The organism is Bradyrhizobium sp. NAS80.1, from assembly GCF_001908205.1.
Lineage (GTDB): Bacteria > Pseudomonadota > Alphaproteobacteria > Rhizobiales > Xanthobacteraceae > Bradyrhizobium.
Window position 1 is genome coordinate 1 of record NZ_LGHL01000249.1, and the last position, 10,992, is coordinate 10,992.

The window sequence follows — 10,992 nt, forward strand, 5'->3', positions numbered from 1 at the left end:
CGCTCTCCTGCCGCCCTAACATCCGCTGCTCCCGCAAATGCCGCCTCAAACCAACGGAATCACGGTTCGCGAGTCGCCTCAACCGGAGTTTTGCAACACAATCTCTTCGATAGCGGACATGGCCAGCGACGCGACCATCATCGGCGGCATCGTCATTCCCTCGGCTGACCCCGCTTTTCTCGCTGTGGTCATCGGGGTGCATATCCCGCTCGGCATAGCGTGCGTCGTAACAGGCGCGGGGGGCGATGCTCTCCATCAAGCGCCGGGGACGTCATTCCAAATTCGGCGCGGTGTACTTTTGGTGTCTGCTCGCGCTCTTCGCGTCTGCCACCTTCCTATCCATCATGCGTTGGTCCGAGAACTACCACCTGTTCGTACTGGGTGCCGCTTCCTTCGCCTGCGCTTGGTTCGGTCATTCGATGGTTCGATGGCGTTGGCGACATTGGGTGAGGCTGCACATCACTGGGATGAGCATGTCATATGTCTTCATGCTGATCGCCTTCTACGTGGACAATGGAAAGCAATTGCCAGTGTGGAAGGACCTTCCTCACGCCATGTATTGGCTATTACCGCTAGCCGTCGGACTGCCGCTCATCGTTCGGGCGCTGCTGTGGCACCCCTTGGTGCGGGCATCTCATCACTGAACCCGGCGTCTCAAGGACATCGGAATTAGCGGAAGCATGCTGCAATACAGCCATATTTCAATGGATGCTGAAATAATGCTTGACGGCAAAAGTTATTTCGATAACCATTGAAATATGAAAAAGACAGATGCTGTTGCCGCCTTGGCGGCGCTCGCGCAGGACAATCGCCTCGATGTATTCCGGCTACTTGTGCAAGCTGGACCGGAGGGCATGACAGCGGGCGCAGTCGCAGGCGCTCTCGATCTCGCGCCCAATACGCTGACATTCCACTTTGATCGGCTTCGAGACGCGGGCCTCGTTACGGTGCGTCGCGACGGCCGCTTAATGATCTATTCGGCGCAGTTCGAGACGATGACCGCGCTGCTCGGCTTCCTGACCGAGAATTGCTGCGGCGGTGCGCCTTGTGCTCCTGCCGTTGAGTGCAAGCCCGCGCGAAAGCGCGCCAAGGTGCCAGCTTGAAAGGAAAAGCCATGAAGCGACTGCACGTTCACGTCTCTGTCGAGGACCTGTCGCGGTCTATCGGGTTCTATTCGGCGCTGTTCGCGGCTCAACCGTCCGTGGTGAAGCCGGACTATGCCAAGTGGATGCTCGACGATCCACGCGTCAACTTCGCCATCTCGACGCGCGGCCGCCAACCCGGCCTCGATCATCTCGGCATTCAGGTCGAGAACGCCGATGAATTGCACGAGGTCTACGACCGCCTCCGACAGGCGGGCGGCAACATCATCGAGCAGGGCGAGACGACTTGCTGCTACGCCAAGTCCGAGAAGGCGTGGATCGACGACCCTGCAGGCATCGCGTGGGAAACCTTCCACACGACAGGCGAAAGCACCGTGTACGGTGACGGCTCCGGTGAAAATCAAGCGCGCATCGCGCATGCGAAGCAATCGGCGTGCTGCACTCCGCAGGCAGCGCCAAGTTCTTCCGCATGCTGCGCGTCGTGACGGTGCGCTGATGGCTGACCGCCCCTATAATGTACTGTTCCTCTGCACCGGAAATTCGGCACGCTCGATCATTGCGGAGGCAATCTTGAACAAGGTCGGCGCGGGTCATTTCCGCGCCTACAGCGCAGGTAGCCAGCCGAAAGGCGAGGTTAACCCGCACACCATCCATCTTCTCCAAAACTTGGACTACGACACGTCCGGCTATCGCTCGAAATCATGGGACGAGTTCGTCAAGGCCGGTGAACCGGAGTTCGACTTCGTGTTCACGGTCTGCGATAGCGCTGCGGCGGAAGCATGCCCTGTGTGGCCCGGACATCCTGCTACCGCCCATTGGGGTATTCCTGATCCAGCGGAAGCGAAGGGCACACCGGCCGAAATCGCGGTCGCATTCGAAGATGCCTATCGCATGCTCAACCAGCGCATTGCAGTCTTTACCGCGCTGCCACTGCGGTCTATCGACGCGCTCAGCCTGCAAAGCAGGCTCCGAGAGATCGGGCAAATGGAAGGCTCGACGGCCAAGGGCACGGAAGCCCATTGATGCCGACGCTCACGCGCCGTCTATTCGCGGAATGGCTTGGCACAGCGTTTCTTCTGGCAGCCGTTGTCGGCTCCGGCATCATGGCGCAGAAGCTCGCGGGCGGTAACGTCGCGCTCGTCCTTCTTTGCAACACCATACCGACCGGAGCCATCCTAGCGGTGCTCATTTTGGTCTTTGGGCCGATCTCCGGCGCGCACTTCAACCCGGCCGTAAGTCTTGCGTTTTCGATCCGGGGCGAACTGCCTTGGCCGACAGGGGTTGCCTACATCGCTGCTCAAATAGTCGGCGCGGTTGTCGGAGTATGGGCGGCTCACTTGATGTTTGAACTGCCGCTGCTCCAATTTTCGCTGACGCAGCGAACAGGGACAGGACAATGGCTGGCCGAAGCGGTCGCCACGTTCGGCTTGCTCCTGACCATCTTCGGCTGCGCCGCCCGAACACCGACTGCAATCCCATATGCCGTCGGCCTGTACATCACATCGGCCTATTGGTTCACTGCATCAACCTCATTCGCCAATCCGGCTGTGACAATTGCACGCTCGCTGTCCAACACCTTCGCAGGTATCGCGCCTGCCGGAGTTCTTGCGTTCATTGTGGCGCAGTTGGCCGGAGCTGTTGTTGCTGTAGCCATTGCAGGCTGGCTATGGGGAGAACCATCGAGCAACGAAGGACTGAATTTAGCACGACGCAAACCGCTAGAGCCTTTCGGGTGACATGAGTCTTCGAGGTCCGCAGTGGGTCACTTTCGACCGGACGCTACGGGTTTCGCGTGCCGTTCGATGTCTGCTTTTACCCCGAAAGCGACCTAGTTGCTGCGCGGCAACGAAATGACGTGAAGGGCCAGGAGGCGACATATGCAGCGCCGCACTGACACGCCCCGGGGCAATCACTGGCCGAGACGATCGCGGACGCGACGAACCTGCATTGGAAACCATTGGCCGCCATTCGGGACTAAGGGGCACGCGATTAGGGGAGTCGTCCTGACCTTCGCGGAATCATATCCGCACGTACTGATTATGCAATCCGGTGTCACTTTCGTGCCCACGCCGGAGCTCAGGTCTACGACGCCCCCGACGTCTGTAATCTGCGCGACGATACTGGGAGATTGACCGTCTTGGGCGCTTGTCAGGTTGATCCCCTGGCAAAATTGCAAAGAGACGTACTTCGGGCCGGTTGTCGATGCTCGCGCTTGGCCCGCCTGATCTTGGCAGGCTGTGGCGCTGTGGGCTACTGGCGAGGGCGCGGAAACTGATACTCTGCGGGGGGTAGAATTTTCGCGTTTGTGCGCGCATAATCGGTTAATAAGGCGCGATAGTAATCCATGGCTACGACAAATTTGGTTTTGACGAGCAAGGATGATGCAGAGCCCGTAGCAGGTGTTCCCGACCCTGCGCTGCTAGTCGTCGATGATAACGAAGAAAATCGTTATACGCTCTCCCAGCAGCTTAATGTCCAAGGCTATGACAACATAACCATTGCAACCAATGGGCACGAAGCACTGAGCGTTTTGCGATCGAAGCCCTTTGACCTGGTGCTTTTGGATATCATGATGCCGGATCTGAACGGGTACGAAGTGCTCGAGCACATGCGATCCAGTCCGGAGTTGCGCAATATTCCAGTCATTATGATCTCGGCGATTGACGAGCTCGACAGCGTTGTTCGTTGTATCGAGCTTGGCGCCGAGGACTACCTGCCGAAGCCATTCCAGCCCACCCTTCTCCGAGCGCGCGTCCGTGCAACGCTGGAACGCAAAATGCTACATGATCAGGTGGTGGCGCAAGCGGCTAACCTTGCCTCACAAGCCGCTGAGCTTGCCACTTGGAACAAAACTCTGGAACAGCGAGTGGCCGATCAACTCGGCGAAATCGAGCGCATGGGAAAGCTGCGCCGCTTCCTTTCTCCACAAGTCGCTGATCTGATCGTTTCGTTGGGGATGGAGGAGCAACTCCAGAGTCACCGACGCGAGATTACTGCACTCTTTTGTGACTTACGAGGCTTTACAGGTTTCTCCGAAACCTCTGATCCTGAAGACGTGGTGTCGTTGTTGCGCGGTTATCATGCGAAGATTGGGAAAATCGTCATAAAGTACGGTGCAACCCTTGAGCATTTCGCGGGTGACGGCGTGATGATGATCTTGAATGATCCAGTTCCAATAGATAAGCCCGAGCTTCAAGCCGTGCGAATGGCGCTAGAAATGCGTGAAGCTATCTGGACGTTAATCGAAAAGTGGCGACAGCTAGGGCAAGACATTGGTTTTGGCATCGGTATTTCGCATGGCTTTGCTACGCTCGGGACCATCGGCTTCGAGGGACGCTTCGACTATGCAGCGATTGGAACGGTGTCGAATGTTGCGTCCCGGCTTTGTGACGAGGCCAAGTCGGGCCAAATCCTGATCAGCCCGCGTGTCCTGATGGCAGTCGAAGACACAATGAGAGTCGAGCCGGTGGGCGAGCTTACGCTCAAGGGCATCCACCGCCCAATGACGGCTTACAATGTGATCGCGCCGTCAGGCTCCAAGTGAATGACGGTCAAGCACGTTCCTTGCTGGGCACCAAGTGTGAGTGCCGGTCAGGGCAGAAATTCTTATCAGCCACGGCTTCGCCTCCAGACCAAAATCGCGGCGCGGAGGCGCTCTGTTGATGTTTCCTCAGTGCCTCGGCTTCAATGATCTGAAGCGTTGCAGTTTGCGGCGCGTACAAGCCCAACATCACGCCTCGGCGTTCAATGATTTTCGTAATTAGAGCTCCCCACGCAACGTCGCGATGCCAGGTTAAACCTCCGATCTCCAGGTTCACGACTTTGAGCCTGATTCGTTCGCTTCGCGGCCCAGGGCCTGCTCGATCTTGGCCAGCAGGCGATCGAATTTGATGGGCTTGGTGTCGAAATCGTCGCAACCAGCGGCGAGCGCCTTCTCTCGCTCGCCGATTAGCGCGTGCGCGCTCAGCGCGATGATCGGAATGTCGCGCGTCGCCGGGTTGGCCTTGAGGCGGCGCGTCGCCTCCCAGCCGTCGATCTCCGGCAAGTTCAGATCCATCAAGATCAGATCGGGTCGTTCGCTGGTCGCCATCGTGATCCCAGCGGCGCCATCTCGGGCGCTGAGGACCTCGTACCCGCCGAGCACGTCGAACCGCAACTGCAGCATGTAGAGATTGTCTTCATTGTCCTCTACGTAAAGCAGCTTTCGCATGACTACACCCTTCGAGCAGTGCGCAGACGCGCGCCATCAGCTCGGCAAGAGGAAAGGCGGGTTTCGATAGGATTTGCTTGACGCCGCCGCTGAGCCGCCTCCGATCTTCCGCCGTCAGGTCAAGCGCGGTAACGACGATGACCGGGATCTCGCGCCAAGCGGGCTTCGCTTGCAACGCCGCCACCAGCTCGAAGCCGTCCATCTCGGGCATCATGAGGTCGAGCAGGATCACGTCGGGCAATTCCGCCGCCACCGCGTCGAGGGCGAGCCGGCCATTCACCGCCTCGCGAACCCTCCAGCCCCGCGGCCCGAGGATCGCGCGCACAAGCTGCCGCTGATCTTCGTCGTCCTCGACGACAAGGACGCTGCCCGGCACGCCGGCAGCGCACACGCGTGACAGGATCGCGAAAAGCTGTTCGCGATCGATCGGCTTCGTCAGATAGCCGGCGGCGCCGAGTGCGATGCCTCTGCGCTGCTCGTCGACGATCGTCACGATGACAACGGGGATATCGGCGAGTTCGGGCTCGCGCTTCAGCGCGGCGAGGACATTCCAGCCGTCGATATCGGGCATCAGGATGTCGAGGATGATTGCCGCCGGCCGCAGCTCGCGCGCGCGCCTCAACCCATGGACCCCGCCCGCCGCGGTCTCGACGGCAAAACCTTCGTCGGTGAGATATGTCGCCATCAGGTCGCGTGCGGTGGGGTCGTCGTCGATCACCAGGACCGTACCGCGACAACCTTGGCTTGCCGCTGGGCTAGTCGCCAGCAGCAACGGCGGCGCGGCCTCCGCGGGCAGACGCGCGGTAAAGGTCGAGCCTTCACCCGGCGCGCTGGTCACCGTTATATCGCCGCCCATCAGTCGGCACAGCCTCCGGCTGATGGCCAGCCCGAGCCCGGACCCTCCAAATTGCCGGGCCGTCGACGCGTCGGCTTGGCTAAATTCCTGGAACACGCGGCCGAGTTGCTCTTCGGTCATGCCGATCCCGGTGTCCGAGACGGCGAAATCGATCCAATGCTGGTCATACTCTTCGGCGCGCGCAATGCGCAGCCGCACCGCGCCGCCTTTGGTAAACTTGCAGGCGTTGCTCAACAGGTTCAGCAGGATCTGGCGCAGCCGCATGGTGTCGGCATGAACCGAGCCGATCCCGTCGGGACAATCGAGCTCGAGCGCGTTGTTGTTCTGCTCGGCGAGCGGCCGCGCAGTGCCGAGCACCTCCTCGACGACGGGCCTAATCCCCACGCTCTCGAGCGTTAGATCCATTCTCCCGGCCTCGATCTTTGAAAGATCGAGGATGTCGTTGATCAGGTTTAACAAATGTCGCCCAGCGCGGAGCACGCGGCGCAGCGGCTCAAGCGCCTTCTCGGCGCCGAAACGGGCGGCGTTGTCGCAGAGTAACTCGGTCAATCCGATGATCGCATTGAGGGGAGTCCGCAGCTCGTGGCTCATATTGGCGAGGAATCTCGATTTGGTGCGGCTCGCCTCCATCGCCTCGTCGCGAGCAATCTCGAGGCGCCGCACCAGATCGGCCAGCTCCGCTTCGCGTTGTTTGAGCGTCGTGATGTCGCTCCAAGTGGTGACGGTACCGCCTTCTTGAGTACGGCGCTCACCGACCCTGAGCCAGGTGCCATCGGCGTGTTTCTGTTCGTGCGTTGTCGGCGCATTGCGATGCAGCGCCACCCGGTGTTCGAACCCAGCCTCGCGATCGCCGATCGTATCGTAATAATGGACCTGAAATAAGGGCCGGACCAGGTCCTCGAAGTAAGCGCCGACAACAAAAGGATCCGGCAAGTTCAACATTTCCTGCGAGCGAGTGTTGAACATGACCAAACGGTCGTCCTGATCCCATAGGGCAAAGCCGTCGGAAATGCTCTCGATAGCATCGGCGAGGCGTGCCCGCGCCTGTTCCACCAATGCCTCCGATTTCTTGCGCTCGGTGACGTCGGTATACATGTTGATGCAGCCGCCACCGGGTATCGGGGTTCTGAGAATCTCGAAGCTGTTGCCGTCCGGCTTCACCCCTTCGCCGACGTAGCGCTCGTCGAACCGCGCCACGCGTTCGCGCACTGCGGTCTCGATGTCGACCGGGCCAAAGTAGCCTTTTTTCGCAAGAAATCGGGTGAAGTCTGCGAAATTACTCCGCCCCGGCAAGAAATCGTCCGGTAAGTCTACGAATCGGCGAAATTGGTTATTCCAGGCGACCATCTTGAGATCGCGGTCAAACAGCGCGACGCCTTGCGGTATGTTGTCGAATATAGCGCGCAAGGTCGCCTCTCGGCCTGCGAGCTCGGCGGTCCGTTCCTCGACCGTCTTCTCGAGCCGCACCGCCGTCTCGGCGCGCTCGGCGAGCAGCTCGTCGAGTTCGATCGCATTGCGCCGGAACACCTCGACGGCGCGTCCCATGGCCGCGACCTCGTCGCTGCCTGCGACCGGCACCAAAATCTGTCGCGCTCCGGAGGCGATCTCGACCATCGCGCCGCTCACGCGCCTTAAGCGGGTCACGATGTTACGTCCGACATAGAGCCAAACGATCAGCAACGAGCTCGCCAGGCTCAGCCCGGCGACGGTAAGAAGCACCTGAAGGCTCAAAGCCTGAACCCGCTGGGCCTCGAGGTTAGCGGCGTTGAGCTCGCTTCGTGATCGGGAGACCAGATGGTCGACGGCGTCCTTCAGCCGGGTCGACAGCGTCTCGTTTTCGGCGATCAGGTGCCGAGCCTCCGCTTTTGCCCCGATCTCCCGGCGGACAACCTCAAAGATGCTGGTATCTCCCACAACCGCACCCCGCAGGGCGCGAAGCGGGTCGGACAGTTGCCGCAAAGCATCGGGATCGGCGTACGGAACGAGGCCGTCGAGGGCTCTCACCGAACGCTGTGCCTCCTCCTTTAATAGATCGAGATCCGCGAGTTTGGAGGCGTCGGCCGCACGCATGATCCGTTCGAAAGCAACACCCACTTGCTTCCGGATTTGGTCGAGCCACACCAAATCCGTCATCCCCTGATTGAAGCGGTCCACTGCCTCTCGTCGTTGCTGCGCCGCCACATCCGGTGAGGTCATGTTCCGCTCCAGCCCGAAGACTTGGCTGCGCAAAGCGGCGAGGCGTGGCTCCCAGGTGGCCGAGAACTGCATATAAGCCGCGAATGTGTCGGCGATTACGCGCCTTTTCTGATCCATGGCCGCAATTGCATCGAGCCTTGCCGATCTCATCGATTGCAGATGTTCGCTGAACTTGGCCAGCACCTCGCCGATCTCGCGGAGCACAGCAGGATCGAGCTTCTCCGTACGCAGATTTGAGAGGATGGTCGACGCATCAACCAACTGGCCCGATGCCGGGCCCAACACTGCCTCCACCTCGGTCCCATTCGCGGCATTTGCCAGCGCTGGACCGGCAGCGGCGATTTTTTGGGCTTTGCGCGAGAGCTCTTGTGCGCTCAAAGTCACCGGTACGGTCTCGAGCGTAATCCGGTCCAAAGTCTGTCCGACATTGCGGAGGGCATAGAGGCCTGCCGCGGCAGCGACGATGACGAAGAGGCAGATCAGGAAAAAGGCGAGCAGCAGCCGCCCTCTCAGCCCGGGCACATTCTCGCTCCGCTATTTCAGGCTCGCTCCGCTATTTCAGGGCGCCGATTTCGCGGTAATACCGCTCGGCCCCGGGGTGCAGCGGCATCGGCAAGCCAGAAGGGGCATGGTCGCAACCTTCGGTGTCTTTCATCAGCGCGGCAATGACGACGACGTCCACGATGACCCACATCTTGCCACATCTTGGCCGATATGTATGGGGGAATTCATCCACTCGATCATCAACGAGGGCAATAACTATTTTGTCCTTATTTGCTTACATGTTCCGGCGTCAGCAATCCGATACCGTCAGTTCTGTCGTCACAAAACAGCCTAAAGCCGAACCGGCTTACTCTCAGCTTACTCTCAGCTTACTATCGCCCGTGCCGTCGACGCGGGCGAGCATAGTCACAAGACCTCCACGCCGCGTTCCTATAGAAATCGAGAAATTTCGGTATATCGAAGTACCCGGTCGCGAGGTCTGAGCCCGCTCCGACAATCAGAGGTCTAGGCCCTCAATTACCTGCTCACCCAAGGCCAACAATGGAGATTCCGATGGTCCGCACCAGCTCTGTTGGCGCCTGCGCGCTTGATTTCCAACGTCCGCGGCGGACGGCAATCCTCGCATTTGGGGTCGCAGTTTTCGCGGTTGCAACCGCAACCTCATCATACGCGGCAACGCAGATAACGGGGGCTGGCTCGACCTTCAATTTTCCATTCTTTTCAAGAGCCTTTTATGAGTACAGCCGGAAAAATCCCGATGTGACGATCGATTACCAGCCGATCGGCAGCGGCGGCGGGATTGAGCGATTCACAGCAAGAACGGTTGACTTCGGTGCGACCGACGTCCCGATGAATGCGCAGGAGCTGTCACGCGCGCCGGGGGGAAGTTCTTCAGATTCCTGTCACGTTGGGAGGCGTGGGCATCGCCTACAACTTGCCCGGAATCCAGAAAGGCCTGAAACTCACGCGTGAAGTAGTCGCGGACATCTATCTCGGCAAGATCACGAAGTGGAACGACCGTGCGATCGCGACACTTAATCCAGGCGTCAACCCGCCTGATATGCCGATTACCGTCGTTCATCGATTCGACGAGTCAGGCACCACCTACATCTTCACCGAATTTCTCAGCAACTTCTCCCCCGAGTGGAAGCAAAAAGTCGGTACTGGCAGGAGCGTGCAATGGCCGATTAGCGTTGGCGGCAAGGGCAACGAAGGCGTTTCCGGGCTGGTGCAGGAGACGTCCGGTGCCATCGGATACATCGAACTCGCGTATCTTCTTGAGAACGAAATGTCCTACGCGTTGCTGCAAAACAAGGCGGGCAAGTACCTCTATCCGTCGATCGATACCGTCGCCGCAGCTGCAGCAACCAAGCCGGTGTCGGACACGGACTTTTCCATCGTCGACACGGATTGCGCTGAATGTTACCCCATCAGCGGCTATTCTTGGGTCATTCTGTACAAGAAGCCAGCCGATCCTCAGCGCGGGAAGCTCCTTAATCAGATCATGAATTGGCTTGTGACCGAGGGGCAGGGGATCGCCAAGACCGTCCATTACGTGTCTTTGCCCGAGAACGTCAAAAAGAAGGCCCAGCAGGTCCTGTCGCAGATGCAATAGCGCTCCCGAAGAGGGCCAGCCGGGCCGATCGGCGTCATTTTAGGCAACGCACGGTTGTCGGTCGGCAACGAGTGGGGAATGGGATATTTTCACGAAACGATGTACGTGCCAGCCCTCGAGACAAACATAAGAGGAGCAATTGCTAAGGGTTGGCCGGTGACGTTCGACGTCTTCATGGCGCATGCGAAGGCGGACCACACACCCTCTGAAGATGTCGGCCGCATCGCGCAGGAAGCGGGTGTCAAAACACTCGTGCTGTCGCACCTCGTTCCGGCATGGACAGCATCGACGATGAAACTTGGCGCACGCCGGCGGCGAAGTACTTCAAGGGCGAGATCATCGTTGGCAAAGATCTAATGGTTCTGTGAGGCGGGCAAAAAGGACGGATGTCGCCTTCGGGCCGATTGTGTTGAAAAACTCGGTTTTCTGTGAGGTGTAATTTTTCTAAGCCGTGCTGACGCGTTCTCGCGGCAGAGACGTGGGGGGACCGCGTCAGTTCGTTCGATTC

At 59.4% G+C, this 10,992-nt stretch carries 13 protein-coding genes; 9 read left to right on the top strand and 4 right to left on the bottom strand.

What is annotated here, in order from left to right; genetic code table 11:
• The coding region (locus tag AC629_RS47960; RefSeq protein ID WP_210419185.1) for a hypothetical protein at positions 1–259 on the bottom strand (259 nt) is incomplete at its 3' end.
• On the opposite strand from AC629_RS47960, the gene AC629_RS39955 reads away from it, so the two are divergent.
• The 6 genes from AC629_RS39955 to AC629_RS39980 all read left to right on the top strand — a co-directional run bounded on the left by AC629_RS39955 (position 246) and on the right by AC629_RS39980 (position 4,647).
• Entirely contained in the window at positions 246–644 is a 399-nt protein-coding gene (locus tag AC629_RS39955; protein WP_168195703.1) for a DUF2306 domain-containing protein, read from the top strand. The two genes, AC629_RS47960 and AC629_RS39955, sit on opposite strands and share 14 nt — an antisense overlap.
• A gap of 114 nt (positions 645–758) precedes the next feature.
• The gene (locus AC629_RS39960; RefSeq protein ID WP_084810170.1) at positions 759–1,103 is read left to right on the top strand and encodes an ArsR/SmtB family transcription factor; all 345 of its coding nucleotides are present in this window, start codon (positions 759–761) and stop codon (positions 1,101–1,103) included.
• Between the two features lie 11 nt (positions 1,104–1,114).
• Entirely contained in the window at positions 1,115–1,588 is a 474-nt protein-coding gene (locus AC629_RS39965; RefSeq protein WP_084810171.1) for an ArsI/CadI family heavy metal resistance metalloenzyme, read from the top strand.
• Positions 1,589–1,598: 10 nt separating this feature from the next.
• Positions 1,599–2,126, top strand: a complete 528-nt coding sequence (locus tag AC629_RS39970) for an arsenate reductase ArsC (RefSeq protein WP_084810172.1) — start codon at positions 1,599–1,601, stop codon at positions 2,124–2,126.
• Entirely contained in the window at positions 2,126–2,839 is a 714-nt protein-coding gene (locus AC629_RS39975; RefSeq protein ID WP_084810173.1) for an aquaporin, read from the top strand. Before AC629_RS39970 ends, AC629_RS39975 begins: the two co-directional genes overlap by 1 nt.
• 608 nt (positions 2,840–3,447) lie before the next feature.
• Positions 3,448–4,647, top strand: a complete 1,200-nt coding sequence (locus AC629_RS39980) for an adenylate/guanylate cyclase domain-containing protein (protein WP_084810174.1) — start codon at positions 3,448–3,450, stop codon at positions 4,645–4,647.
• Between the two features lie 270 nt (positions 4,648–4,917).
• Here AC629_RS39980 and AC629_RS39985 read toward each other — a convergent pair whose 3' ends face one another.
• From AC629_RS39985 to AC629_RS46125, 3 genes are read right to left on the bottom strand one after another with little or no spacing between them, the layout of a single operon-like run.
• On the bottom strand, positions 4,918–5,313 hold the full coding sequence (locus AC629_RS39985) for a response regulator (protein ID WP_084810175.1): 396 nt from the start codon (positions 5,311–5,313) through the stop codon (positions 4,918–4,920).
• Positions 5,282–8,887 (bottom strand): PAS-domain containing protein, encoded by a 3,606-nt coding sequence (locus AC629_RS39990; protein ID WP_084810176.1) that lies wholly within the window; start codon positions 8,885–8,887, stop codon positions 5,282–5,284. The genes AC629_RS39985 and AC629_RS39990 overlap by 32 nt, the downstream gene beginning before the upstream one ends.
• A 31-nt stretch (positions 8,888–8,918) precedes the next feature.
• A complete protein-coding gene (locus AC629_RS46125; RefSeq protein ID WP_143199811.1) occupies positions 8,919–9,059 on the bottom strand; it encodes a TAXI family TRAP transporter solute-binding subunit in 141 nt (46 codons plus the stop codon).
• 362 nt (positions 9,060–9,421) lie between these two features.
• On the opposite strand from AC629_RS46125, the gene AC629_RS50825 reads away from it, so the two are divergent.
• The 3 genes from AC629_RS50825 to AC629_RS46135 all read left to right on the top strand — a co-directional run bounded on the left by AC629_RS50825 (position 9,422) and on the right by AC629_RS46135 (position 10,841).
• Positions 9,422–9,841 (top strand): substrate-binding domain-containing protein, encoded by a 420-nt coding sequence (locus AC629_RS50825; RefSeq protein WP_168195704.1) that lies wholly within the window; start codon positions 9,422–9,424, stop codon positions 9,839–9,841.
• Positions 9,786–10,484, top strand: coding sequence for a phosphate ABC transporter substrate-binding protein PstS (gene pstS, locus AC629_RS39995; protein WP_502693101.1), 699 nt, complete (start codon positions 9,786–9,788; stop codon positions 10,482–10,484). Before AC629_RS50825 ends, pstS begins: the two co-directional genes overlap by 56 nt.
• Positions 10,485–10,562: 78 nt before the next feature.
• Positions 10,563–10,841, top strand: a complete 279-nt coding sequence (locus tag AC629_RS46135) for an MBL fold metallo-hydrolase (RefSeq protein WP_143199814.1) — start codon at positions 10,563–10,565, stop codon at positions 10,839–10,841.
• The last annotated feature ends 151 nt before the right edge of the window (positions 10,842–10,992 follow it).